Here is a 25,645-nt window from a genome sequence, read left to right as displayed (position 1 = left end):
GCTTACTGTCCCTTGCGTTCTGCGCGGCGCACCGCGCTGGGCACGTCGATCTCGACCCGCGCCGGCAACTGGTGCACGCGCAGTTCGCGGTTGTTCCACTCGGCCGGCTCGCCATTGATGGTGGCCTCACCCGGATCGCCGCTGTACGGCCACGGCAGCACCACGCCACCGGGCGGCGGCACCAGGCCCGCTTGCAGCTCGAGCACCAGCTGCTTGTCGCTGCGCTTCAGGCGGTAGTTCAACTGGCCCTGCGGCGTGCGCAGGCCCTGCACGGCGATGCCATCCCCCTGGAACCAGGCGGTTGGAATGCCCGCCGCCAGCACCAGCGCCTCATCGGCGTCGCGGTTGTAGGCGAACATGTCCAAGGCCGAGCGCACGAAGTCCGACGCTACCCAGGCATGCGGCAGGTCACCGACGAAGAACGGCTTGCGCGGCGTGCGCGAGACCACTTCGGCCCACTGGTTCCAGGGCTGCGGCGCACGGTCCTTGAAGAAGAACTGGGTGGCCTGCCAGGCACGATCGCGCCAGCCCAGGCGCACGAAGGCCGCCACGTTGCGCCATTCGTAGGGCGTGTAGTCCTTCCACTCGCGCTTGCCATCGCGGCGCGCGACGAACTCGTTCCAGTAGCGCTCGAAGGTCGCCTCCAGCGCCTCCTGCGGCAGCCGGCCCTGCTCGCCACCCGGCGCCAGCGCGATGGTGGTGGAGGTGGCATCGAAGTCACCCAGCTCGGCCGAACCGGGCAGGTAGTCGATCCTGTGCTGCTGCATGGCGGCCAGCAGCGAAGCCTGCAGGTCATCGCGGAACTGGTCGCGCGACTCGCTGATCTGCATCGCCTCCACCTTGCCCAGCTGTGCCGCCACCTGCGCAGCATCCTTGTAGCCGCGCAGCGCCCAGAAGTTGTCCCAGTACGAGTGCATCGGCTTGGCCGAATAGCCCTCATGGCTGATCGAGGCCGGCATCATCCCGTAGAAAGCGGGGTTGCGTGCGCGGTTCTCCTCGGTGCGCTCGCTGGCGCGCAGCTGCTCCATGTAATTGTAGGCGCCCTGCACGTGCGGCCACATCAGTTCCAGGAACGTGCCGTCGCCGGTGTAGCGCCAGTACTCGGCGATGTTGTAGATCAGCTCGCCGTGGCTGTCATTCTCGGGTACCGGGTCGCTGCCGCGGGCGTCGACACAGCACGGCACCTTGCCATTCTCGAACTGGAACGGCGCATACCAGGTCACGTAATCACGCACGGCATCGCTGCGGCCCATGCGCAGCAGGCCCTCGGAAATCATCGCGCCATCGCGGATCCAGCTGCGTGCATACGAACGCGTGCCCGGCTGCAGGCGCGGGCCCACGCGCGAGATCAGCATGTGCGCCACGGCGGTGCGCAGGGTTTCAACCAGTGGCTGGCCGGCCGCCGGTACCTGCAGGTTGACCACGCCCAGCTTGTCGCGCCACATCGCCGCCACCTGCTGCTGCGCCTTGGCCACGTCCAGCGCCTGCGGCTTCCAGCCGCCGGTCTGCGGCAGCACCACGGCCACCTCCCGGCTCTGCCCCGGCTCCAGCTTGATGGTGTACAGCATCGCGCCGGAGGCCAGGCCCGTGCTGTCCTTCACCGCCGTGGTCGCCGGGAAGTTGCCCGACGCCAGGTGCATCGCATCGAGCTTGCCGTCGAAGGTCGTGGCAAAGCGCGCGTCCGGGACCTGCAGCGGGTAGATGCGCGGTTCGCCGTTGACGCGCACCAGCTGCTCGCCCACGTCCAGCGCTTCGATGCGGCTGAAGCCACCAGTGGTGTTGAGGAACTGGGTCGGCGGGTTGACCTGCCAGGGCCGGATCGCCAGCGCCAGGGTGTATTCGTGGGCGACCTTGTCCGGGTTGCTCAGGCGGTAGCGGCCGATCAGCTGGGCGCGCTCGGGCGTGCCCTGCACGAAACTGGTCACCGACAGGCCGGCCTTCTCATGCACCCAGTCGACCGTGGCGATGGGCAGGTAACGGTCCTGCAGCGACTGCGCGGTGGCCACGCTGGACCAGTCCAGCAGCTTGCCGTCCATGCGGATGAACGGCTCGATGCTGAAGCTGCCCTTGGCCGGCTCCAGTGCGCCATCCTCGCTGATCAGCGCTTGCTCCTGGCCACCGTCGAGGCCCAGCAGGGTCCAGTACGGCTGCTCGCCCACGTAGGCACGCGGCAATGCACCGCGCGGCAGGTCGGCGGCCACCGAGGACAGGAAGGCATTGGGCGTGGCCGCGAAGGCCAGCGGCTTCAGCGCGATATCGCGGATGCCATAGCGCCAGTTCGGCCCATCCTGCAGATCGAAGCGCACGTAGCGCGCATCGGTATCGGGCAGCGCCAGCCAGTCACGGCCACCGCCGCCACCGGTGACTTCGCGCACCGTACGCCAGTCGCGGCCGTCCTCGGAGGTGCGCACCGTGTAGCGGGTCGCCTCCAGGTTGGGCAGCCAGTCGATCACCGCACCGCCGATCTCGCGGCTCTTGTGCAGATCCAGGCTGATGGTCTGCTGCTTGACCCCGCCACTGACCCAGAACGTATCGCTCTTGCCATCGATCATGCGGTCCTGCAGCGCGGTGGCCGTGTCGGCGATCACCGACGGCATCAGCGCCGACTCGTCCTGCGGCGGCAGGCCCTGCAGGGTCAGCTTGTCGAAGCACACGGTGCCGCGGCCACCGACCTTGCTGTAGATCGTGAACTCGACCGCGGCGCTGCGCGCCATCTCCTTCTCGGCCGAGGGGCCCCAGGCCTTGTCGATCTGGCGGCGGCGGTACTCCACCGGCGCCCAAGCCTTGCTGAAGCTGTAGCCCGGCCGGTTGACCCACCACACATTGTCGCCGCTGGCATCGATCAGCTTGAACTGCAGGTCGTTGCGCGGGGAATCGCCGCGCAGCTGGAAGCCGAAGCGGTAATTGGCCGGGTACTCGATGTTCAGCGCGCGGCGCAGGCCGACATAGCCGGAAACCTTGTGGAAGTCGTAGTCCAGGCACAGCGCGCGGCCGCCACCGGCGCCGCTGACCGGCCGCAGCGAACCGCTGACCTGGTCGGACAGCACCAGCTTCCACGCGCTGATGTCATCGAAGTCGTCCAGCACCTTGGGCGCCGGCAGCGCCGGTGGTGCGGCGATCGCCAGGGAGGTCCACAACAGGCCCAATCCAACGGCGATCGCTCGCTTCATCCCTTGACGCTCCCCAGCAACAGACCTTGGATGTAGTACCGCTGCAGCACCAGGAACAGGGCCAGCACCGGAACCACGGTGACCACCGCGCCGGCCATCATCATTTCCACGTCCATGATGTGCTCGCGCGAGAGGGTGGCCAGCGCCACCGGCAAAGTGTAGTGCTCCTGATCGGTCAAGACGATCAACGGCCACATGAAATCGTTCCACGCGCCCATGAACGTAAAGATCGCCAGGGTCACCAGCACCGGCTTGAGCATCGGCAGCACGATCTGGAAGAAGATGCGCAGCTCCCCTGCCCCGTCGATGCGGGCCGCTTCCAGCAGCTCGTCCGGGATGGAACGGGCGTACTGGCGCACCAGGAAGATGCCGAACACGCTGGCCAGCGCCGGCACGATCACGCCGCCGAAGCTGTTGACCAGGCCCAGCTGCTTCATCAGCAGGAACAGCGGCAGCATCGCCACCTGCGCCGGGATCACCAGCGCCGCCATCAGCACCTGGAACAGGCGCTCGCGGCCGACGAAGTTCAGCTTGGCGAACGCATAGCCGGCCATGGTGTTGAGCAGCAGCGAACCGAAGGTGATCGCCACCGACACCAGCAGGCTGTTGGCGAAGTTGCCACCCATGCCGGTGCGCGCGAACAGCTCGGTGTAGTTGTGGGTGGTGACGTGCGAAGGCAGCAGCGGCGGCGGGAAATGGGTCGCCTCGCCCTGCGGCATGAACGACACCGAGAGCATCCACAACAGCGGTGCCAGGCTGACCAGGGCCAGCACCAGCAACGTGCCATTGATCATCCACGGGTGCCAGCGCGACTGGCCGATCTCACGACTCATACCAACTGCCTCTTGCGGCCGAAACGCAGCATCACGGTGGTCACCGCCAGGATGATCAGGAACAGCAGGAACGCCACGGCGGAGGCGCGTCCCAGGTTCCACCACTTGAAGCCTTCCTCGAACATGAAATACAGCACGCTGACGGTGCTCTGCAGTGGGTCGCCGCGGGTCATGACGTACGGTTCGGCGAACAGCTGGAAGTAGCCGGACACGGTAATGACACCAACCACCAGCAGCACCGGGCCGAGCATCGGCAGGGTGATGTGCAGGAACTGCTTCCAGCGCGAGGCGCCATCGATGCGCGCGGCCTCGTACAGGTCATGCGGGATGGCCTGCAGGCCGGCCAGGAAGATCACCATGTTGTAGCCGAAGTTCTTCCACACAGCGAACAGCATGATGGTGGGCATCGCCCAGTTCGGGTCGCCCAGCCAGTCGATCGGGCTGATGCCGATATGGCCCAGGCCGTAGTTCACCAGGCCGTAGCTGGTATGGAACAGGTAGCGCCAGATCACCGCCACCGCCACCAGGGTGGTCACCACCGGGGCGAACAGCGCGGTACGGAACAGGGCCTTGAAGCGCGCGGCCGGTGCATTGAGCAGCATGGCCGCACCCAGCGACACGCCGATCGACAACGGCACGCCGATCACCACGAAATAGGTGGTGTTCCACAGCGACTTCCAGAACATCGGCGTCTGCAGCAGGTCGACGTAGTTGCCCAGCCCGACGAAGCGCAGGTTGCCGCCGTCAGCCAGCGCGTACAGGTCGAAATCGGTCACGCTCAGGGCGAGCGCCGATGCCACCGGCAGGCCGAAGAACACGCCCAGCACGATCAGCGAGGGGCCGGCGAAGATCCAGCCGGCGAGGGACGAACGTTTCATTGCGGGCTCCCGGCCGCGACTGCACTGGTCGAGCCCGGGGGGGCATCGCTGCGCTGCAGGCGTTGTTGTTCATGCATCCAGCGGCGCTTGGCCAGCACCTTGTCCACGCGCTGGTCCAGCTCTTCCACGGCCTTGTCCTGCGGCATGCCGCCACGCACCACCTTCTCGGTGACGATGCGCATTTCCTGCACGATGCGCTCCCACTCGAGCACCTTCGGCGTGGGCTTGACGCGCTCCAGCTGGTCACGGAACGCGGCGGCCAGCGGATCGTTGGCCAGCGACGGGGCGTTCCAGGTACTGCGGCGCGGCGGCAGGTCACCGATGATCGAGTGGAACCGGGCCTGGATTTCCGGGCGCGACAGGAATTCGATCAGCTTCCAGGAGGCTTCCTTCTGCTGCGACTTGCGGAAGATCACCAGGCTGGTGCCACCGGCGATGCCCGCGCCCGGGCCGTCCGGGCCCGGCAGGGCGGCGGTGCCCCACTTCCCTTCCAGTTCCTTGGGCTGCAGCTTCTTGAACTCGCGGATGTTCCAGGGGCCGGAGATGTAGAACACGTTGAAGCCGCGGAAGAACTCATCCCAGACGTTGGAGATCTGCGTCTCGGACATCTTCGGCGCCCAGCCCTGCTCGAACATGTTGGCGTAGAAGGCCAGGGTGCGACGGAAACCAGGGCTGGAGAAATTGCCGCGGGTGTCCTCGTCGCGCAGCAGCGGATCGGGCTGCTGCAGGGCCAGCGACAGCTGCTGCTCGAACTCGTTGATCGGCATCAGCACCGCATAGCGGTTCGGGCCCTGCATCTTCTTGATCGCGGCCATCTGCTCGTCCCACTCCGCCCAGGTGCGCGGCGGATGGTCGAAGCCGGCCTGCGCCAGCAGGTCCTTGCGGTAGAAGATCAGGCGGGTGTCGACGTACCACGGCACGCCCACCAGCTCGCCGTGGATCACGTTGGTATCCCAGATACCCTGGAAGTAGTCCTTCGGATCGACCACGGACGACTGCTGCACGAACGGCTGCAGCGGGGTCAGTGCATTGAGTTCGGCGAACTCGGGCACCCAGGTGTTGCCGAGCTGGCAGACATCGGGCAGGCCGTCGGCCGCAAAGGCGGTCAGCAGCTTCTCGTGCGCGGCCGTCCAGGGAATGTTCTGCACATCCACCTTTATGCCGGGGTTCTCGGCCTCGAACTCGTGGATGAGTTCACTGACCACTTCGGCCTCGCGGCCCATGGCCCAGAAGCGGACCGTCGTGGTGCCCTGCTCGGTGCGCGCGCAGCCGGCCATGGCCAGTGCGGCCATCGCAGGCAGGGCCCAGCGTCGCAGGCGGTCAATCCAATCGTGCACCTTGTTACTTCCCCTGGCCCGTGTTGCGGTTGGCATTGTTCTTCTGTTCCTGCGCGGCAGCCGCGCGCGATTCTGCGATACCGACCGCGCGTGCCGCCGCAGCCTTCTCATCCTTTTCCAGCACCAGGGGCTGGAACGACCCTTCCGGGGCAAGCCAGCCACCGCTGAAACCGGCCCGTTCCAGGCCCTTGCGGATGTACGGGTTCTTCTTCATCACTTCCCAGACGAAGTCATCGCGGTAGTTGGCGATCATCGTCAGGATCGGGCCCTGGTCGATGGCGATGTAATCGCTGGCCACCCAGCCGCGGTCCGGCACCATGCGGCCGGTCTTGATCGGGATGTCGTAGTTGAAGCTGGGGTTGAACGAATCCAGGAAGCCATAGCTGGAATAGGCGTAGTCGCCGTAGCGCTTGTGCATCTCCAGCGTGGCCGGGATCACTTCCTCGGGCGCGAACACGATCGAGGAGATCGCTGCGGTCGGGGCGATGGTGCCGTCATCAAAGTTTTCGCGCAGGCCGGCGCCGCGCGAGGAGTAATGGCGGAACTGGCGCTGCTCGCCGCGGTATTCCTGGGTGGTGTTCTGCGGGCCGTCGCTGGCGGTCAGGCCCCACACGTTCTCGCCATAGTCCTTCCACTGCATCGGGTTGGCGATGGCGTACTCGCGGTGCGCCAGCGCCGCCGAGCGGCTGTTGAGGAAGTAGGTGCTGCCACGCTCGCGCATGTAGGCATCCTGGATATCGCGGAAATCGATCCAGACGTGGCTGTACTGGTGGCCGAACAGCGGGCCGAAGGACAGGTATTCCTGGCCCTGGTAGACGCCCCAGTCGTTGTCATAGGTGCGCGTCCACACCGTCCACGCATCCGGGCTCACCGGGTGGCTGGGCGAGCCGAGGGCGAGGATGTAGACCATCATCGCCTCGTTGTAGCCCATCCAGTCGTGGTCGATGAAGCCGCTCTCGGGGAACCAGCCCATCGAGATCAGCGGCGCACGCTGCTGCAGCCACGGCCAGTCGACCTGCTTGTACAGCTGGTCGGCGATCTGCCGGATTTCCTTTTCGCGCGGGTCGTCGCCGTCGTAGTACGACTGGGCGAACAGCACGCCCATCATCAGCAGCGCGGTGTCGACCGAGGACAGCTCGACCCAGCTGTCGTAGCGGCGGCCTTCCTGCATGTCCAGGAAGTGGTAGTAGAAGCCCTTGTAGCCGGCCTTGCCGGTGCGCTGCGGGCCCATCGGCACGTCGCGGAAGAACTTCAGCGTGGTCAGGGTGCGGTCGATTGCCTGGTTGCGGCTGACCCAGCCGTTTTCGATGCCGATCGGGTAGGCGGTCAGCGCGAAGCCGACCGAGGCGATGCTGGCGAACGGGCGCGACGGGTAGCGGTCCGGGGTCAGGCCGTTGAGTTCGTTGGTGGTGTCCCAGAAGAACTGGAACGTGCGGCGCTCGATGTCATCGAACAGCGGCGGAAGTTCCGGCTTCATCGGCCGCGGCGGCGCGTCTGCTTCCAGCAGGATCACCGGCGGCTTGGGCTTTGCAGGCTCCTGCTGGGCCGGTTTGCAGGCGGCGATGGCCAGGGTCATCGCAGCGGCGGTCAACAGGTGGCGTGCCTGCATGGCGCGGTTCCTCCAGTGGGCTGATCGATGGGAAAGCATAACGTCCAATGGCCTGAAATCGTTTACAAACCAGACTCTTAAAAAACCACGCATTCGTGGCCGATTCAACACAGGCATTGTCCAGTCCCATGCAGCGCCGCAGCGACGCCGCAGGGGGCTGGACAATGGACCGGCCCGCAGGCCGGCCATTGCCAGGTTCCGTTGCCAGCGGCGGACCGCTGGCAACGGGGTGGTGCGTACGTCGTTGCTTAGAAGCGGAAGCCCACTTCGGCCTTGACCTGGCGCGGAGTACCGATGATGTCGCCGGTCTCGTTGTAGCTGGCCTGCAGCTTGCCGTTCGTCTTGACGTAGTTGTAGGTGGAGAAGTTGTCGAAGTTGAACACGTTGATGATGTCGATACGAGCGTACATCTCGGTGTCGCCCGGCATCTTGAACGTCTTCGTCGCCTGCAGGTCGACCGAACGGTAGCCGAAGATCTTGCCACCCAGCAGGAACTTGCCATTGGCATTGGGCACGGCAGCCTGCGGGGTCGGCAGGTTGAAGCCGCTGGCCTGCGGCACCGGGTACCAGTCGTTGACGGCGGTCGGGGTGGCCAGGGTGATCTTGCCACCGAAGGTGATGCCCCAGAAGCCAGCGTACGAACCGGTCATCACCAGGCGGTGGCGCGGTGCACCGTTGGAACGGATGGTCGGGTAGTCGCCGATCAGGCCGCGGTCAAAGGCGTACTTCTCGTTGATGTCGCGGTTGTGGCGCGCGGTCGTCCAGGTGTAGGCGATCGAGGTGCCCCAGCCGCTTTCCTTGGTGAACGGCTTCTGCGCCGACAGCAGGACCTGGGTCGCACGGGTCTTGATGCCCTGCTGGCCGATGATCAGGCTGCCGAAGCCCGGCACGTTGCAGCTCCAGGCCTGGCTCAGGCCCGCCTCGGTGCCACCGCACAGGCGCGGGTCATCGAAGAACTGGCCGGTCGGGTAACGGTTGCCCAGGGTGAAGGCGAAGCCGTCGTAGCTCAGGGTGCGGGCGATGGTGGCGTCGGTCAGCCAGTCACCGATCTGGTTGCTCATGCCCAGGCTGAACTGATCCGAGTACGGCGCCTTCAGCTTGTTGTTGAGCAGGTCGACTTCCAGGCCGGCATTGCTGGTCGAACCGACCAGGTCCTGCAGGTTGCCGATGCCGTTGAGCAGGTTCGGGTTCCAGTCATAGCAGGCGGCCTGGCCGTTGATGCAGGTGCCGGTGGCCGGGTTGCGGAAGTAGATGGTCGGCTGCGGCAGGGCCAGCTTGGTGGTTTCCAGCTGCAGGTTGTCGAACAGGTCGCGATCGTACGAACGGCCGGCACCACCGTGGATCACGTGCTGCTCGTCGGCGTTGATGTCATACGAGAAGCCCAGGCGCGGCTGCCAGGCATCCTTGAATGCCTTGCGGTTGTGGCCGTTGCTGATGTAGTTGCTGATGTCCAGGCCGCCCAGCGCCAGCGAATCGGCGTAGGTCTGGCCAGCCGCAGCGCGCGGATCCTGCGAGTAGATCGCATCGACCACGGCCTGCGGGGTCACGAAGTCCAGGTAGGACGGGGTGACTTCGTAGTCCCAGCGCAGGCCGAGGTTGATCTGCAGGTGGTCGTTGACCTGCCAGTCGTCCTGGATGAACACGCCGTACTGCTTGGACTTCGAACGCACTTCACCCGACACGCCGTCCACGCCGGTCACCGGCTTGACGAACTGCGCCTTGTACGGGATGGAATCCGGGAAGTCCGGATCGCCCAGGCTGTAGGTGAAGGTCGGGTTGATCTGCGCCGCGTCGGAGGCGTACAGGTCGATGGCCTTGTACTTCACGCCCATCTTGATGGTGTGGTCGCCGGCCCACTGGATGCCGTCCAGGGTCAGGTTGTCTTCGATCGACCAGCCCTTCTGGCCCTTCACCTGCGAATCCAGTGCCGAGGCGCCACCGATCTTCACCACGGTGCGGTCTTCGGTGCCGTCCGGTGCGGTGTAGGTGATGCCGTTGGCCAGGGTCAGCGGGGTCGGGTTGTTGAAGGAATCTTCATGGGTGACCATCATTTCGTTGTAGAAACGCTCGCCGCTGTGGTTCCAGCGCAGGGCGTAACGACGGTCGGTGTTGACCACTTCACGGCCGGCTTCCGGCGAGGTCTGGCCACTGAACTGCGACTGGGTTTCGTCGCGGTCCTGGAAGGTCAGCTCGATGCGGTCGTTGTCGGTCGGCTCGAAGTCGATCTTGCCGAAGATCAGGTCCTGCTGGAACGGCTGGCTGGCCGGGCCCAGGCCGGCGGCGCCCGCGGGCGGCAGCAGGCTGGCGGCACCGGTGACGGCACCGTCCGGAGCGATGGTGACCGGCAGGTCGAAGCGCTTGGCTTCGTAGGTCACGAAGAAGTGCGCCTTGTCCTGGATGATCGGGCCGCCCAGGGCGAAGCCGTATTCCTTCTCGGCCGAGACCATCTTGTCCTTGCCGCCCTGGCGCTCGGCCGGGGTCTTGGCGCGCATGTCTTCATCGGTGTAGCGGTAGAACGCCTCACCCTTGAATTCATTGGTACCGGACTTGGTGGCAGCGGTCACTGCGGCGCTCGACACCTGGCCGTACTCGGCCTTGTAGTTGCCGCTGATGACCTTGTATTCGCCGATGGCCAGCTGCGGGAACGGGTTGCCGGCGCTGCCGGACTGGCCGGCCACGCCGCCGCCCTTGACGTAGCTCTTCTGGCCCACGCCGTCGATGTAGACGTTGGTGCCGTCGGAATTGGTGGCACCGCCGCGCAGCGAGGTGTTGCCCTTGGCATCACGGGTGAAGATCAGGCCCGGCACGGCATCGGCGAACTCCAGGAAGTTGCGCGACACCTGCGGGGTGGTCTGGATCTGCTGCAGGCTGACGGTCTTGCCGACTTCAGAGGTGCGCACTTCCTGCAGCAGGGTCGGCGCGACGACGTTGACGGTGTCCAGGTTGGTCGCGGCGCTGCCACCGGCAGTACCACCGGCGGCGGCCTCGCTGAAGTTCAGCGTGGAGGTCGAGGCCACGGTGACGGTGACCTTCTGGGTCTGGCCATTGGCGGCCACGTCATAGGTGCCCGGGTCCAGGCCCATCAACGAATAGGTGCCATCGGCGCGCACGGTGCCGCGACGGACGGTGCCGGTGGCGACGTTGGTAGCGGTGACTTCCGAACCGGCCTGGGCGCCGGCCACCTGGCCGCGCAGGCTGGCGTTGGCCGACTGCGCCATGACGTTCGGGGCGGCGGCCAGCATCAGGCAGCTGACCAGTGCGGTGCTCAGCAGCCGGCGGGCCGGCATGCGGATCGTGGAATGCATCATCAACTCAATCTCCGGGTGGCGGTATCCGCGAATGCGGTACCTGCGATCAATCAAGAAAGAAGGAACGCCTCTGGCTTCAATGGCCCGATGGCGGAGTGGTGGAATCGCGAACGATGAGGCGGGGAACGAGCGTCTGCTTGTCACCTGCCCCTTCGGGGGTGTTGCCGTCCATCAACTGCATCAGACGCGTCATCGCCCTATCGCCCAACTCGGCGATACTGACCTGCATGGTGGTCAACGAGGGGTGTACGAACCGCGCCAGTGGAATGTCATCGAAACCCGCCAGGGCGACATCGGTGGGCACATGGATGCCTGCCTGCGCGAATGCGTAGAGGCAACCCAGGGCCATCATGTCGTTGGCGGCGAACACGGCATCGGGCAGCGCGCCGGCTGCCAGCATCTCCTGACCGGCGCGATGGCCGGAAGCTTCGTCGAAATCACCGGGCAACTCGATGCCTTCGGCGCCGTTGCCAAAAGCCGCCAGCGCGTCACGGAAGCCGCGCAGGCGCTCACGCGCGTCGAAGTTGAGATCCGGGCCAGAAATGAACGCGATGCGGCGGTGGCCGGCATCGAGCAGGTGGCGGGTCATGGCCATCGCACCGGCGTGATCGTCGATGCTCAGGACCGGGTGATCCTGCCCCGGCAGATAGGTATTGATCAGGACCGTGGGCAGCGACTGCGGCAGGTTGTCGGTGAGGAAGCCGGGGCTCTCGGCATAGGGCGAGAGCACCAGCAGGCCATCGACGCGGCCGCGCATGGCACGCAGGGCGGCGCCCTGCTGTACCTGGTCGCCGTGGTAGCTGGACACCAGCAGGTGCTGGCGACGGTTGCGGGCAACGTTGTCGATGCCGCGCATCAGCTCGGAGAAGAATTCGCCGTACAGATCGGGCAGCACCACGCCCACCGTATTGGTGCGGCGGCTGCTCAGGCTGCGTGCGGCGGCGTGCGGGGTGTAACGCAGCCTCGCGGCGACCTCCAGCACAAGCTGGCGGACCGGTTCGGCGACATTCTCATGCCCGTTCAGCGCGCGGGAAACCGTGGCCACGGAGACCCGGGCTTCTCGAGCGACGTCTTTGATTGTTATGGCTGCCTTGTTCACGAAGCCGCCCTCCACGGCTTGGACCTACCAGCTTGGCGCGGAATGTAAGCGTTTCCATCTGCGCTTGTAAACACTCCGTTAGACGAATGTCCCCGGATGGACACAGAAATCTGACGTGGACAGGTCTGTTGCTGGACCTGGCAGGACTTTGCGGGACAGGCCATCAGCCCTGCTCGGACAGGGTGTATGCGCGGATGGACAGCGCATGGATATCGGTCTCCATCAGCCCGCCCAGCGCGGCATACACCGCGCGATGGCGCGCCAGCGGAGCCATGCCGGCGAACTGCTCGCTGACCACCAGCACGTTGAAATGGCCCCGCCCGTCACGTGCACCGGCGTGGCCGGCATGGCGGTGGCTGTCGTCTTCGATCTCAAGCGTGCTTGGCGCCAATGCCTGCTGCAGCGCAGCACGGATCAGATCGATGCGCTGCGCACTCATGGCAGCACCTTGCGGAACGGCCGCACGTCGATGCGGGTGTAGACGCCGGCTGCCACATAGGGGTCGGCATCGGCCCACTGCCGGGCCTGTGCCAGCGAGTCGAACGCGGCAATCACCACCGATCCGCTGAAGCCGGCCGGACCCGGATCCTCGCTGTCGATCGCCGGGCACGGCCCGGCCAGCAGCAGGCGGCCTTCGTCGCGCAGCGCGTGCAGCCGCGCCAGGTGTTCGGGCCTGGCCTGCAGCCGCTGCGCCAGGACATCCTGGCCGTCGTAACCTTCAATCACATAGAACACGGGCATTCCTCGTTCATGTTGCGGTGCGTCGATTCTAGCCAATGGGCCACCGCCACCGGCCCGGCTGGACACTGGCCCGGCAAAGCCGTACCCTAGGCACCATTGCACGTGGCTTGATGCAGCAGCCCGTCGGTTTTTGCGGCCAACGCAGCCCCCGACGACCGTACCGCTGCTTCGAACCGGGCCAACCGGCCGGGCCACGTAGACGACCTCCCCGTAGTTCCGTCGCCGCCGTTTCCTGCGGCGCGTCCTGCTGTTTGATATGTGTGGAATCGCGCCGATCCCGGCGTGACTGGTGCCTGGGGCGCCGTGGCGCAGGCCCGGCAGGTCCGGTACCGCGACTGGTCCGTTGCAATCCTATTGTCCATTAGATGACTTCCGAACTCGCGCTCGACGCGAACCCGCCAACCCGGCCGCCCGCCCCCCAGCAGCAGGAAATGCCGCTGGCCGTGGTGCATGGGCAACCGGTCCTGCAGATCCCGCAGGACCTGTACATCCCGCCGGATGCGCTGGAAGTCATCCTGGATGCCTTTGAAGGTCCGCTGGACCTGCTGCTGTACCTGATCCGCCGGCAGAACCTGGACGTGCTGGACATTCCCGTGGCCGAGATCACCCGGCAGTACGTGGAATACATCACCGTGATGCGCGAGCTGCGCTTCGAACTGGCCGCCGAGTACCTGGTGATGGCCGCGATCCTGGCCGAGGTGAAGTCGCGCATGCTGCTGCCGCGCCCGGTCAGCGAGGAAGGCGATGAAGCCGACCCGCGCGCCGAGCTGGTGCGCCGGCTGCAGGAGTACGAACGTTTCAAGCAGGCTGCCGAGGATATCGACGCCCTGCCCCGCCAGGACCGCGACACCACGGTGGCGCACGCCTTCATGCCCGAGCGGGCGACGGTGAAGCTGCCGCCGCCGGTGGACCTGAAGGAGATGCTGCTGGCCCTGCACGACGTGCTCAAGCGCGCCGAGCTGTTCAGCGGCCACGCCATCAAGCGCGAGGCCCTGAGCGTGCGGCAGCGCATGGGTGAAGTGCTCGGCCGGCTTGAAGACGGCAGGTTCTACCGCTTTGAAGGGCTGTTCACCGCCGAAGAAGGCAAGCTGGGCGTGCTGGTCACGTTCCTGGCCGTGCTGGAACTGGCCAAGGAGCAGCTGCTGGACCTGGTCCAGGAAGAACCGCTGGCGCCGATCTACGTGAAGTCCCTGGCCGCCGGCAACACCAACGCCCCGCTGCAGTTCAGCAGCGAGTTCGACGACAACGACGCCGCCAATGAAAACGAGTGAGCGCTGACTGCCGATGGACCAGACGCTGATCAACCGCATTGTCGAAGGTGCCCTGCTGGCCTCCAGCCAGCCGCTCACCCTGGCCCAGCTGAAAGACCTGTTCCCGGAAGAGGAACCGGCACCGCCGGGCAGCATCGAACGTGCGCTGGAGCGCCTGCGCGAGGGCTGCGAAGGCCGCGGCGTGGAGCTGGTCGAGGTCGCCTCCGGCTTCCGCTACCAGGTGACCGGCGAAGTGCACGGCTGGATCAGCCGGTTGTGGACCGAGCGCAAGACCCGTTACACCCGCGCCACCCTGGAAACCCTGGCGCTGATCGCCTACCGGCAGCCGATCACCCGTGGCGAGATCGAGCAGGTGCGCGGCGTGGCGGTCAGCAGCAACATCATCCAGGCACTGGAAGAGCGCGAGTGGATCCGCGTGGTCGGCCACCGCGACGTGCCCGGCAAGCCGGCGCTGTTTGGCACCACCAAGGGCTTCCTGGACTATTTCGGCCTGAAGCGCCTGGACGAACTGCCGCCGCTGTCGGAACTGAAAGACCTGGGCGAGCTGGAACCGCAGCTGGCGCTGGACCGTGATGGTCCCGCCGTTGCCGGTGCCGCCGGCCCGGACATCAGCGCCGACCCCGACGCGGCCACCAACGATGACGCCGGCCTGCAGGGCGGCGATGGCAACACCCCCGATTCCGCCGACGCAGCTGCTGCGCCGGCCACCGATGAGCAAGCACCTTCGCCCCTCGATGATGGGCACCCCGATTCCGCGCCGGGCGAGCGCGCGGTGCCAGTGAACGAACGCGAAGACAACGCCGTCGCGACGACGACCGTGGCTGTTGACCAAGCCGATTCCGAACCAGAGGCCGACCTCGAAACCGTCGGCCGGAGCAAAACTGATGAGTGACACCCCCCGTAACAAGCTCTCGCTGAAGCGCGAAGCCACCTCCGAACAGTTCAAGCTGGAAGAGCGCCTGCACAAGGTGCTGGCCCAGGCCGGCCTCGGCTCGCGCCGCGCGCTGGAACAGCGCATCGCCGAAGGCCTGGTCAAGGTCAACGGCGAAGTCGCGCAGACCGGCATGTCGGTCAAGAGCGGCGACAAGATCGAGCTGGATGGCCGTGGCTTCGTCGCCACCGCGCTGGCCGAGCCGTCGCGCGTGCTGGTCTACAACAAGCCGGAAGGCGAAGTGACCACCCGCGAAGATCCCGAAGGCCGCCCGACCGTGTTCGAATCCCTGCCGCCGCTGAAGGGCGCGCGCTGGATCGCCATCGGCCGCCTGGACATCAACACCACCGGCCTGCTGCTGGCCACCACCGACGGTGAACTGGCCAACGCCATGATGCACCCGTCGTTCGAGGTCGAGCGCGAGTACGTGGTGCGCGTGCGTGCCCCGGAAGGTGAGGAAAAGGTCTCCGACGCCATCGTCGACCGCCTCGCCCGTGGCGTCGCACTGGAAGACGGCCCGGCCAAGTTCGACGAGGTCGAACGCATCGGCGGCACCGACTCGCACGACTGGTTCCGCGTCGTGGTGAAGGAAGGCCGCAACCGCGAAGTGCGCCGCCTGTGGGAATCGCAGGGCTGCCAGGTCAGCCGCCTGAAGCGCACCCGCTACGGCAAGGTCAGCCTGCCGCGCGAACTGGTCCGTGGCCATTCGGTGGAACTGCCGACCGCCCAGGTCGAAGCCCTGCGCGCGCAGCTGAAGCTGGAAGAAGGCGCGCCGTCGGCGCTGACCCTGCAGCCGGTGATCGGCCAGCGTCGCGCTGCCAAGACCACCGTGCGCGTGCGCGAAGGCGGTCGTGGCAATGCCTACGTCAACGGCCACAGCACCGCCGATGAAGGTCGCGAACTGCGCCGCTTCGACAACGTGCGCGAAGACCGCGGCCGTGGTCGCGGTGGCAAGGGTGGCGGCTTCAAGGGCGGCCTGACCGTCAGCGGCGAAGCAGCCGCCAAGCAGTCGCAGAAGCCGTTCAAGCAGCGCGCGCCGAAGAACGACCGTTCGCTGCCGGAAGGCAACCCGGCCGCGTTCCGTACCTGGTACGTGCCGGACGGTGTCAGCACCGGCCCGAGCGGCCACCGCAACGCCGGTCCGGGCGCACGTGGCCCGGGTGCCCGTGGTCCGGGCGCTGGCGCGGGTGGCCAGGGCCGTCCGTACGGCAAGCCGAAGGGTCCGGGCGCCGGTGCAGGTGGCGGCCAGGGTCGCGGCAGCTTCGGCGGTGAAGGCCGTGGTGGCGCCGGTGGCGGCCAGGGTCGTCCGGCCGGTGCGGGCAACCGCTCGCAGGGCCAGGGCAACAAGCACCCCTACGGCCATCCGGGCAACGCCCCGAACTTCCCGTCCGACCACGCCAATCCGGGCTTCAGCCCGTACGGCAGCACGCGTCCGGCAGGCAACGGTCGTCCGGGCGGCAACGCCAATGCACGTCCGGGCGGCAATCGCGGTCCGGGCGGTAACCGTGGCCCGGGTGGTCCCGGTGGCAACCGTGGTCCCGGCGGCCCGGGTGGCAACCGTGGCCCGGGCGGCCCCGGCGGCAACCGTGGTCCGGGTGGCCCGCGCCGCAGCGGCCCGCGCGGCGGCTGATCGCACGCCGTGCTGAAATGAAAAACCCCGGCTCCGGCCGGGGTTTTTCTTTATTCGGTGGAACAGATTCCTGGTAGATCCACGCCATGCGTGGATGGACCGGGATCAGCGACGGCTGATGGTGAACGCGGTGCCGTCCACGCCCAGGTCCCAGCCCTTGCCGGTGCCGGACAGGGCCAGCGAAACGTCGCCCTTGGTCATCACCTGCGCGTTGCTGGATTTCACAGCGCCTGCGTGCGCGCCCACCGAAGCGTAGGTGCCCAGCAACTCGTTGATGCCCACCGCGCCGGTGAAGCTGCCGCGGCCGTTGCTGATCTTCGACTTGCCCACGGTCAGGCCGCCGCCCTTGAGCTGGATGTGCACCGGCATGCTGGCGCCGTTGCTGCACTGGATGGTGCCGTTGCCCGAGGCGGTCTTGTAGATCAGCGACCAGCCGGACAGGTTGTAGCGCAGCTGGCAATCAAGGTTGCCACCGGCATGGGCGGCCGGGGCCAGCGAGGCTGCGGCCAACGCCAGCAGCAGGACAAGGGGCTTGTTCATCGGCAGGACTTCCACTTCAGGTCGGACTGCCGGCGAATCTAGCAGCGCGCGCGTGCACGGTGGATGCAGGCACGCGCGCCGGTGCGGCAAGCGTTCAGCCGCCGGTCGAGCGCCCGCTCAGGCGCGCTCGTCCAGGTGGAACGCATCGGCATCGAGCATCGCCGGGAAGCGTGCGCGGTGCGCGGCCAGGGCCTCGGCCGAGATGGTGGTGGTGACCACCTGTTCGCGCTCGCGGATCTCCACCTGCGGCTGGCCGAGGAAGTCGATCACCGCGCTGTCGCCGGCGTAGTGCAGCTGGTTGCCGTCCACGCCGATGCGGTTGACCGCGGCCACGAAGCACAGGTTTTCGATCGCCCGCGCGCGCAGCAGGGTCGTCCACGCATAGGCGCGCGCCGACGGCCAGTTGGCCACGAAGATCTGCAGGTCGAAATCCATCTGCCCTGCCCGCTCCACGTTGTAGCGGTTGCGGCAGAACACCGGGAAACGCAGGTCGTAGCAGACCTGCGGATTGATCCGCCAGCCCTTCCATTCCACGCTCAGGCGGTCGCGCCCGGCGGCATAGCGCTCGTGCTCGCCGCCGTAACGGAACAGGTGGCGCTTGTCGTAGTACTGCAGCCCGCCATCGGGCGTAGCGAACAAGAGGCGGTTGTAGACGCCTTCGCCATCGCGCAGCTGCACGCTGCCGATCACCGCCGCGTCCAGCGCCCGGGCCTGCTCGCGCACCCAGGCGACGGTCGGGCCGTCCATGCCTTCGGCCTGGGCGATGGCCTCGTTGGAGAAGCCGCTGGTGAAGGTCTCCGGCAGGATCACCAGGTCGGTGCTGCCGGCCAGCGGCGCGAGCAACGCGCCGTAGTAATCACGGTTGCCCGCCGGGTCATGCCAGCGGGTGTCGCCCTGGACGAGGGAAATGCGCAGGTCATTCATGATCATGGATTCGCAGAGTATGAAGGTGCAGTAGGTGGCGTTGACGCGATCAAACGACGCGACATCACCCTTCGTTTTCGATGAATCGGCGCAACTGCGCCCTGAGCGAGCTTGCAGCCGGAGCCGCCCGCTCCAACCCCTGGTGAGCCAGTGCCAGAGCCTGTTCCTTACGCTGCAGATTGGCCGCTATGCGCGCCAAAGTGAGCAGCTCGATGGCCCGAGCCTGCTCGAAATCTGCCTTGTCCAACATGGCCTGGTAGTCGTCGGGGAAGGTCTGGTGAGCTGTGAAGAAGTCGCTGCCAGCGCTATCCCATGCGGAACAGAGCGCTTTCGCTGAGGTGACACTCTCCTGTTCGGAATCCCCATAGGCCCAGCCACCTCCCACAATCGCGCCATCACCGGCAAGCCGCTCGCGGAAGACACAGCCGGATTCGCCAATCGTCGTCGGCGAAAACTCGCCACCGCCGTGCTGAGGCAGGAACGCCAGATGCACCCCCATCTCCAGGTAGCACCCCTCCCCACTGGACCCGGGCTGGCACTCGACGACATGAATCAGCGGGGCGCGGATTCTGCGGAAGGTCCGCCTTTTGCGAACGAACCCCGCCTCCAGCAGGCGCGGAAAGAACTCCGACTCAAGAAGCTCGAAGAATCTCTCCCTGTCCGCCGCCCGGCCGGCTCCCATTACAGCAGACGCAGGCGTTCGATCGCCGCGTCCAGGGTCGCTTCGTTCTTGGCAAAGCACAGGCGCACCAGGCGCTGGCCGACCGGCGCGGTTTCGTAGAACGGCGACAGCGGGATGGCAGTGACGCCCTTCTCGATGGTCAGCCACTTCACGAATTCGTGGTCGGGCAGATCGCTGATGGCCGAGTAGTCGACCAGCTGGAAATAGCCACCCGGCACCGGCAGCGGCTTCAGGCGGGTGCTGGCCAGCTGCTCGCGGAAACGATCGCGCTTGGCCTGGTAGAACGCACCCAGCTCCAGGTGGTGCTCCGGTTCGTCGCGGATCATCGCGGCGAAACCATACTGCGCGGGACCGAAGCTGGTGAAGGTGTTGTACTGGTGCACCTTGCGGAACTCAGCGGTCAGCAGCGGCGGCGCCACGGCGTAGCCGATCTTCCAGCCGGTGCAGTGGTAGGTCTTGCCGAAGCTGGAGATGACGAAGGTGCGCTCGCGCAGTTCGGGGTAGCGCAGCGCCGATTCGTGGCGGCGGCCGTCGTAGATGATGTGTTCGTACACTTCATCGGAGATCAGGTAGATCTGCGTGCCACGCAGCAGGTCGGCCAGCGCCTGCATGTCGGCCTCGTCCAGCATCGCGCCGGACGGGTTGTGCGGGGTGTTGACCATCAGCATGCGGGTGCGCGGGGTGATCGCCGCACGCACGCGGTCCCAGTCCACGGCGAAGGTCTGCGGATCCAGCGGCACGTGCACGGCGATGGCGCCGGCCAGTTCGATGGCCGGTTCATAGCAGTCGTAGGCCGGGTCCAGCACGATCACTTCCTCGCCGGCACGCACCACGGCGTGGATGGCGTTGAAGATCGCCTCGGTGGCACCGCTGGTGACGGTGATCTCGGTGTCCGGGTCGATCGTCGCACCGTACAGGTCCAGCGACTTCTGCGCGATGGCCTGGCGCAGCGGTGCCACGCCGGTCATCGGCGGGTACTGGTTCAGGCCGGCGGCCATCGCCTTGGTGGTCTCGTCGATCAGGCGCTGCGGCGCGGAGAAATCCGGGAAACCCTGGCCCAGGTTGACCGCGCCGTGTTCGGCGGCGAGCTGGGACATCACGGTGAAGATTGTGGTACCGACCTTGGGCAGCTTGGTGGTGGGTTGCATCGGCCTGGGGGAATGGGGAGACAAGGTCTGAAAGTGTACGAAATCCACGCCCTGCCCGTGGGCTCAGCCGGTAGCGCCGGGTCATACCCGGCGGCTCTTTGCATATTCCCTGCCGCCGCCGGGCATGGCCCGGCGCTACCGGGGCAGGTTTCATCGCTACAATTGCCGCCGCACTCCGGCACGAAGACCCCTGCCCCTTGAACACCCCAGCATTGCTGGCCGCCAGCGGCCTGAGCTTCTCCCGCAATGACGAACCCGTGTTCGGCCCGCTGGATTTCCACGTGGACGCCGGCGAGGCGCTGCTGGTGCAGGGCGGCAATGGTGCCGGCAAGACCACCCTGCTGCGCGTTTTGGCGGGATTGGCCCGGCCGGGCGCCGGCCAGGTCCGCATTGACGGCAAGCAGGCCAGCAATGCCGAGCGTGCCCGCTATGTCGCCTACCTCAGCCACCTGCCGGCGCTGAAGCCGGACCTGGACACGCTGGAGAACCTGCATTTCCTCTGCGGCCTGCATGGCCGCCGGGCCAAGCAGATGCCCGGCAGCGCGCTGGCCATCGTCGGCCTGGCCGGCTACGAGGACACCCTGGTGCGCCACCTGTCGGCCGGCCAGAAACGCCGCCTGGCGCTGGCCCGCATCTGGCTGTCACCGGCGCCGCTGTGGCTGCTCGACGAACCCTACGCCAACCTCGATCTGGATGGCATCAACCTGGTCAACCGGATGATTTCGGCCCATCTGCGCGGCGGCGGTGCCGCCCTGGTCACCACCCACGGCGCCTATGCTGCGCCGCCGGTGCGCACGCGCCTGCTGGAACTGCGTGCGCCCGGGCAACCGCCCGCCACCACGCAGGGAGCTGCGGCATGATCGCCCCGGGTACCGAGCCGGGCCTGTGGCAGACCGCCCGCGCCCTGCTTTCGCGCGACCTGCGCCTGCTGTGGCGCCGTCGTGGTGATGCGCTGCAGCCGGTGCTGTTCGCCCTGCTGGTGGTGGTGCTGTTCGCCCTGGCACAGGGCCGCGACCCGCAGCCGCTGGCCGCCACTGCCGGTGCGGTGCTGTGGCTGGCGGTGCTGCTGGCCGGGCAGCTGGCGCTGGATTCGCTGTTCCGTTCCGATGCCGAGGATGGATCGCTGGAACAATGGCTGCTGGCACCGGTGCCGCTGGCCTGGCTGGTGCTGGTGCGCGTGCTGCTGCATTGGGCCACCACCGCGTTGCCGCTGATCGTGGTCAGCCCGCTGCTGGCGGAAATGCTGCATCTGCCACATGACCAACTGCCGATGTTGCTGGCATCGTTGCTGCTGGGAACACCGGTGCTGAGCCTGATCGGTGGCGTGGTCGCCGCGCTGACCGTAGGCATCCGGCGCTCTGGTATTCTCGTGGCGTTGCTGTCGTTGCCGCTGTACGTACCGGTGCTGGTGTTTGGTGCGGGCAGCCTGGCGGCGGCCAGTCGCGGGCAGGATCCGGTGGGTGCGCTGCTGATGCTGGGCGCAGGACTGGTGGTCGCGTTGCTGCTGGCACCGCTGGCGACGGCTGCGGCCATCCGTATTTCCCTGAGTTGAACGGGCAGAGAGCCAATCCACCCTTGCTGGATAGCCGTCACGCATGAATCCGATCGTCCGCTGGTTCCATCAACTCGGTTCGCCGCCCACGTTTGATCGTTTCGCTGCCCGCTGGTCGCGTGTGTTCTACATCGCCGCGCTGCCAGTGCTGCTGGTCGGCCTGTGGCAGGCACTGCTGGTGGTTCCGCCGGAGGCACGCCAGCTGGACAGCTTCCGCATCCTCTACATCCACGTGCCCAGTGCCTGGATGAGCCTGTTCGTGTTCGCGCTGATGGCGCTGTATGCCGCCATCGCGCTGATCTGGCGCATCAAGATCTGCGAGATCCTGGCGATGGCCTGCGCGCCGATGGGCGCTGGCTTCACCCTCATCACCCTGCTCACCGGCAGCATCTGGGGCAAGGGCACCTGGGGCACCTGGTGGGACTGGGACCCGCGCATGACCAGCGAACTGGTCCTGCTGTTCCTCTATCTGGGCGTCATCGGCCTGTACCACGCCATCGAGGACCGCCGCAGCGCCGCGCGTGCGGCCGGCCTGCTGGCGATCGTCGGCGTCAGCCTGCTGCCGGTCATCCGCTATTCGGTGGACTGGTGGGGCGGCCTGCACCAGCGCCAGTCGATCAGCGTCTTCGGTGACTCTGCCATCAGCAGCGCGATGATCGCGCCGCTGTGGTGGATGGTGATCGGCACCAAATTCTGGTTCGCCGGCTCGGTGCTGGCCAAGGCACGCGCCGACAACCTCGACCGCGAGGCCGGCAAGGCCTGGGTCGGCCAGCGCGTGGAGGAGACGCAGCGATGACCCACCTGCCCTTCGTGATCGGCGCCTATGCGGTGTTCGTGCTGGTGTTGCTGGCCGATGCCATCGGCTCGTGGCTGCGCCTGCGCGCCGCCCGCCGCCAGGCACAATCGCGCCAGCAGCGGCAGCAGGCGCGGCAGACCGCCCAGCAGGCCGCACCGACCCTGTCGGCGGAGCTGGAACGATGACCCCGGTACAGCGCCGCCGTCTGGCCTGGGTGCTGCTGGCCCTGCTCGCCTCCGGCCTGGCCACCGCGCTGGTGGCGATGGCACTGGAACGCAACATCGCCTACCTCTACACCCCGTCCGAAGTTCTGCGTGGCGACGTCGATGCGCAGACCCGCTTCCGTCTCGGCGGCATGGTGGTGAAGGGCTCGTTCAACCGCCCGGTCGGTTCGCTCGATGCGCGTTTCGAGGTCACCGACGGCGACGCCCAGCTGGCCGTGCTCACCTCGCGCATCCTGCCGGACATGTTTGCCGAGGGCACTGCCGTGGTCGCCAGCGGGCGCCTGCAGGACGGCGTGTTCGTGGCCGATGAAGTGCTGGCCAAGCACGATGAGAAGTACGTGCCGAAGGAAGTGGCCGACAAGATGGGCGATGCCCATCGCAAGCACGACGTGCCGGTACCGGCCACCGAGGTGCGCTGAGTGCTGCCAGAGCTGGGCCAGATCCTGCTGCTGTGTGCGTTGCTGGCCTCGCTGCTGCAGGCCGGCCTGCCGCTGGTGGGCGCGCAGCGCGGCAATGCGGCGTGGATGGCGGTGGCGCGCCCGGCCGCCTTCGCCCAACTGCTGCTGGTGGCCGGCGCGTTCGCGGTGCTGACTGCCGCCTTCGTGCAGCAGGACTTCTCGGTGCGCTACGTGGCCGAGAACTCCAATTCACTGCTGCCGATGATCTACCGCTACTCGGCGGTCTGGGGCGCGCACGAAGGCTCGCTGCTGATGTGGGCGCTGGTGCTGGCGCTGTGGACCGGCGCTGTTGCGTTGTTCTCGCGGCACCTGCCCGCCCCGGTGCAGGCGCGCGTGCTGGCGGTGATGGGCGTGGTCAGCGTCGGCTTCCTCGCCTTCCTCATCTTCACCTCCAACCCGTTCCTGCGCCTGAATCCGGCGCCGCTGGAGGGCCGCGACCTCAACCCGCTGCTGCAGGACCCGGGGCTGATCATCCACCCGCCGATGCTGTACCTGGGCTACGTGGGCTTTGCGGTGCCGTTCGCCTTCGCCGTGGCCGCCCTGCTGGAAGGCCGCGTGGATGCGCGCTGGCTGCGCTGGACGCGGCCGTGGACCAACGTGGCCTGGGGCTTCCTGACCCTGGGCATCGCGCTGGGCAGCTGGTGGGCGTACTACGAGCTGGGCTGGGGCGGCTGGTGGTTCTGGGACCCGGTGGAGAATGCCAGCTTCATGCCGTGGCTGGTCGGCGCCGCGCTGATCCACTCGCAGGCCGTCACTGAAAAGCGCGGCACGTTCGGCAGCTGGACCCTGCTGCTGGCCATCGCCGCCTTCGCCCTGTCCCTGCTCGGTACCTTCCTGGTGCGCTCGGGCGTGCTGACCAGCGTGCACTCGTTCGCCGCCGATCCCTCGCGCGGCCTGTTCATCCTCGTCTTCCTCTCGCTGCTGGTCGGCGGCAGCCTGCTGCTGTACGTGCTGCGCGCCAGCGGCCTCAGCGTGGACGCCGGTGATCCGCGCCGTGGCTTCACCGCCACCTCGCGCGAGACCCTGCTGCTGGCCAACAACCTGCTGCTGGCCACGGCCTGCGCGATGGTGCTGCTGGGCACGCTGTACCCGCTGCTGGCCGACGCGCTGTCGCTGGGCAAGATCTCGGTCGGCCCGCCCTACTTCGGCAGCCTGTTCCTGCTGCTGATGGCACCGATGGTGCTGCTGCTGCCGTTCGGCCCGCTGGTGAAGTGGCAGCGCGACCAGCCATCGCGTGCATTCGCGCTGCTTGCACCGTGGCTGGGGCTGGCCGTGCTGCTGGGCGCGCTGGCGTGGTGGCAGGCGCCGCAGAACGGCTGGAAGGCCGGCCTCGGCGTGGCCGCCGCCGCCTGGGTCGGGCTGGGTACCGCGCGCTTCGTCTGGCAGCGCCTGCGCGGCAATGGCCGCTTCACGGCCGAAATGCTCGGCATGATCGTCGCCCACGCCGGCATCGCGGTCTTCCTGGCCGGCGCGCTGCTGGTGGAAGCGCTGAACGTGCAGCGCGAAGTCGCGCTGGCGCCGGGCCAGCAGGTGGTGGTCGGTCGCCACGAAGTGCGCTTCGAGGGCGTGGACCATCGCGAGGGCCCCAACTTCACCGCCGATCGCGGCCACCTGCGGGTGTTCCGCAACGGTCGCGAGCTGGCCCTGCTGCATCCGGAAAAGCGCCAGTACGCCAGCGGTGGCCAGGTGATGACCGAGGCCGGCATCGATGCACGCCTGAGCGGTGATGTCTACGTGGCATTGGGCGAGCCGCTGGGCAACAATGCATGGGCGGTACGGGTCCACATCAAGCCGTTCGTGCGCTGGATCTGGCTGGGCGCGCTGCTGATGGCCCTGGGCGGATTCATCACCGCCGCCGACCGCCGTTTCCGCCGTCCGTAGGAGTTTCCATGTCCGAGTCCCCCGCCCCGCGTCCTTCCCGCCCGCTGCCGCCGGTAGCCATCGTGATCGGCGTGCTGTTCTTCTTCGGCCTGCTGGGGCTGATGATCTACGGGGTGATGAAATCGGGCGACCCGCAGCGCGACGTGCTGCCGTCGGCGCTGATCGACAAGCCGGCACCGGCCTTTGCGCTGCCGGTGCTGCACGACCCCAGCATGACCGTGCGCAGCGAAGAGCTGCGCGGCGCGCCCTACCTGCTGAACGTGTGGGGCAGCTGGTGCGCGGCCTGCCGCGAGGAACACCCTGTGCTGACGCGCTTCGCCGAAAGCAAGCGCGTACGTGTGATCGGCTACAACTGGAAGGATGAACCGACCGACGCGCTGCACTGGCTGGAAACGCTGGGCAACCCGTTCATGGTCGTGCTGAGCGATGTTGAAGGCCGCACCGCCATCGACTGGGGCGTGACCGCCGCGCCGGAAACCTTCCTGGTCGACGGCAGTGGCATCGTGCGCTGGAAGTACAGCGGCGCGATGACCCAGCAGGTGGTGGACGAGAAGCTGATCCCGGCGCTGCAGAAGATCGAGAAGGCCCAGGGCAATGCCGATGCCGGCCTGCACGGCAATCCATAAGCGCGGC

General features: G+C 67.1%; 23 protein-coding genes. 10 read left to right on the top strand and 13 right to left on the bottom strand.

Annotated elements, in window-relative coordinates; genetic code table 11:
• Positions 1 to 2 precede the first annotated feature (2 nt).
• The 9 genes from C1926_RS03180 to C1926_RS03140 all read right to left on the bottom strand — a co-directional run bounded on the left by C1926_RS03180 (position 3) and on the right by C1926_RS03140 (position 12,969).
• The gene (locus C1926_RS03180) at positions 3 to 3,170 is read right to left on the bottom strand and encodes a discoidin domain-containing protein (RefSeq protein WP_108758230.1); all 3,168 of its coding nucleotides are present in this window, start codon (positions 3,168 to 3,170) and stop codon (positions 3 to 5) included.
• A complete protein-coding gene (locus C1926_RS03175; RefSeq protein ID WP_108758229.1) occupies positions 3,167 to 4,003 on the bottom strand; it encodes a carbohydrate ABC transporter permease in 837 nt (278 codons plus the stop codon). The genes C1926_RS03180 and C1926_RS03175 overlap by 4 nt, the downstream gene beginning before the upstream one ends.
• Positions 4,000 to 4,881, bottom strand: a complete 882-nt coding sequence (locus C1926_RS03170) for a sugar ABC transporter permease (RefSeq protein ID WP_108747025.1) — start codon at positions 4,879 to 4,881, stop codon at positions 4,000 to 4,002. The genes C1926_RS03175 and C1926_RS03170 overlap by 4 nt, the downstream gene beginning before the upstream one ends.
• Positions 4,878 to 6,218, bottom strand: coding sequence for a sugar ABC transporter substrate-binding protein (locus C1926_RS03165; RefSeq protein ID WP_079222479.1), 1,341 nt, complete (start codon positions 6,216 to 6,218; stop codon positions 4,878 to 4,880). Before C1926_RS03165 ends, C1926_RS03170 begins: the two co-directional genes overlap by 4 nt.
• Before the next feature lie 4 nt (positions 6,219 to 6,222).
• On the bottom strand, positions 6,223 to 7,827 hold the full coding sequence (locus C1926_RS03160; protein WP_108758228.1) for a glucoamylase family protein: 1,605 nt from the start codon (positions 7,825 to 7,827) through the stop codon (positions 6,223 to 6,225).
• 248 nt (positions 7,828 to 8,075) lie between these two features.
• A complete protein-coding gene (locus tag C1926_RS03155; protein ID WP_108758227.1) occupies positions 8,076 to 11,135 on the bottom strand; it encodes a TonB-dependent receptor in 3,060 nt (1,019 codons plus the stop codon).
• Between the two features lie 76 nt (positions 11,136 to 11,211).
• Complete coding sequence (locus C1926_RS03150; protein ID WP_079222482.1) at positions 11,212 to 12,249, bottom strand: LacI family DNA-binding transcriptional regulator; 1,038 nt, start codon at positions 12,247 to 12,249, stop codon at positions 11,212 to 11,214.
• Between the two features lie 148 nt (positions 12,250 to 12,397).
• A complete protein-coding gene (locus tag C1926_RS03145; RefSeq protein WP_079222483.1) occupies positions 12,398 to 12,673 on the bottom strand; it encodes a BolA family protein in 276 nt (91 codons plus the stop codon).
• Complete coding sequence (locus tag C1926_RS03140; RefSeq protein ID WP_108760618.1) at positions 12,670 to 12,969, bottom strand: YciI family protein; 300 nt, start codon at positions 12,967 to 12,969, stop codon at positions 12,670 to 12,672. The genes C1926_RS03145 and C1926_RS03140 overlap by 4 nt, the downstream gene beginning before the upstream one ends.
• Positions 12,970 to 13,340: 371 nt before the next feature.
• On the opposite strand from C1926_RS03140, the gene C1926_RS03135 reads away from it, so the two are divergent.
• The 3 genes from C1926_RS03135 to C1926_RS03125 are packed head-to-tail and all read left to right on the top strand — an operon-like array spanning position 13,341 to position 16,807.
• Complete coding sequence (locus tag C1926_RS03135) at positions 13,341 to 14,246, top strand: ScpA family protein (RefSeq protein ID WP_079222484.1); 906 nt, start codon at positions 13,341 to 13,343, stop codon at positions 14,244 to 14,246.
• A gap of 13 nt (positions 14,247 to 14,259) precedes the next feature.
• Positions 14,260 to 15,138 (top strand): SMC-Scp complex subunit ScpB, encoded by an 879-nt coding sequence (gene scpB, locus C1926_RS03130; RefSeq protein ID WP_108758226.1) that lies wholly within the window; start codon positions 14,260 to 14,262, stop codon positions 15,136 to 15,138.
• Entirely contained in the window at positions 15,131 to 16,807 is a 1,677-nt protein-coding gene (locus C1926_RS03125) for a pseudouridine synthase (protein WP_108758225.1), read from the top strand. Before scpB ends, C1926_RS03125 begins: the two co-directional genes overlap by 8 nt.
• A 105-nt stretch (positions 16,808 to 16,912) precedes the next feature.
• Here C1926_RS03125 and C1926_RS03120 read toward each other — a convergent pair whose 3' ends face one another.
• From C1926_RS03120 to C1926_RS03105, 4 genes are all read right to left on the bottom strand, one after another.
• Positions 16,913 to 17,347: a hypothetical protein gene (locus C1926_RS03120; protein ID WP_079222487.1), complete on the bottom strand. Its 435-nt coding sequence runs from the start codon at positions 17,345 to 17,347 to the stop codon at positions 16,913 to 16,915.
• A 117-nt stretch (positions 17,348 to 17,464) separates the two neighbouring features.
• The gene (locus C1926_RS03115) at positions 17,465 to 18,271 is read right to left on the bottom strand and encodes an amidohydrolase (RefSeq protein ID WP_108760617.1); all 807 of its coding nucleotides are present in this window, start codon (positions 18,269 to 18,271) and stop codon (positions 17,465 to 17,467) included.
• Between the two features lie 64 nt (positions 18,272 to 18,335).
• The gene (locus C1926_RS03110; RefSeq protein WP_108758224.1) at positions 18,336 to 18,953 is read right to left on the bottom strand and encodes a DUF4304 domain-containing protein; all 618 of its coding nucleotides are present in this window, start codon (positions 18,951 to 18,953) and stop codon (positions 18,336 to 18,338) included.
• Positions 18,953 to 20,101 (bottom strand): pyridoxal phosphate-dependent aminotransferase, encoded by a 1,149-nt coding sequence (locus C1926_RS03105; RefSeq protein ID WP_079222489.1) that lies wholly within the window; start codon positions 20,099 to 20,101, stop codon positions 18,953 to 18,955. Before C1926_RS03105 ends, C1926_RS03110 begins: the two co-directional genes overlap by 1 nt.
• Positions 20,102 to 20,298: 197 nt before the next feature.
• Between C1926_RS03105 and ccmA the strand changes: the two genes are divergently transcribed.
• From ccmA to C1926_RS03070, 7 genes are read left to right on the top strand one after another with little or no spacing between them, the layout of a single operon-like run.
• Positions 20,299 to 20,961, top strand: coding sequence for a heme ABC exporter ATP-binding protein CcmA (gene ccmA / locus C1926_RS03100; protein ID WP_079222490.1), 663 nt, complete (start codon positions 20,299 to 20,301; stop codon positions 20,959 to 20,961).
• Positions 20,958 to 21,653, top strand: coding sequence for a heme exporter protein CcmB (gene ccmB / locus C1926_RS03095; protein WP_079222491.1), 696 nt, complete (start codon positions 20,958 to 20,960; stop codon positions 21,651 to 21,653). Before ccmA ends, ccmB begins: the two co-directional genes overlap by 4 nt.
• A gap of 43 nt (positions 21,654 to 21,696) precedes the next feature.
• Positions 21,697 to 22,449: a heme ABC transporter permease CcmC gene (gene ccmC / locus C1926_RS03090; RefSeq protein WP_079222492.1), complete on the top strand. Its 753-nt coding sequence runs from the start codon at positions 21,697 to 21,699 to the stop codon at positions 22,447 to 22,449.
• Positions 22,446 to 22,634: a heme exporter protein CcmD gene (ccmD, locus tag C1926_RS03085; RefSeq protein ID WP_108758223.1), complete on the top strand. Its 189-nt coding sequence runs from the start codon at positions 22,446 to 22,448 to the stop codon at positions 22,632 to 22,634. Before ccmC ends, ccmD begins: the two co-directional genes overlap by 4 nt.
• Positions 22,631 to 23,092, top strand: a complete 462-nt coding sequence (gene ccmE / locus C1926_RS03080; protein ID WP_079222494.1) for a cytochrome c maturation protein CcmE — start codon at positions 22,631 to 22,633, stop codon at positions 23,090 to 23,092. The genes ccmD and ccmE overlap by 4 nt, the downstream gene beginning before the upstream one ends.
• Positions 23,093 to 25,012, top strand: coding sequence for a heme lyase CcmF/NrfE family subunit (locus C1926_RS03075; RefSeq protein ID WP_108758222.1), 1,920 nt, complete (start codon positions 23,093 to 23,095; stop codon positions 25,010 to 25,012). It abuts the gene before it with no gap.
• A gap of 8 nt (positions 25,013 to 25,020) precedes the next feature.
• The gene (locus tag C1926_RS03070; protein WP_079222496.1) at positions 25,021 to 25,638 is read left to right on the top strand and encodes a DsbE family thiol:disulfide interchange protein; all 618 of its coding nucleotides are present in this window, start codon (positions 25,021 to 25,023) and stop codon (positions 25,636 to 25,638) included.
• Positions 25,639 to 25,645 lie beyond the last annotated feature (7 nt).

This window comes from Stenotrophomonas sp. ZAC14A_NAIMI4_1 (genome assembly GCF_003086915.1).
Lineage (GTDB): Bacteria > Pseudomonadota > Gammaproteobacteria > Xanthomonadales > Xanthomonadaceae > Stenotrophomonas.
Note: the sequence above shows the minus strand (reverse complement) of the source record. Positions and strands in the feature narration are given on the sequence as shown.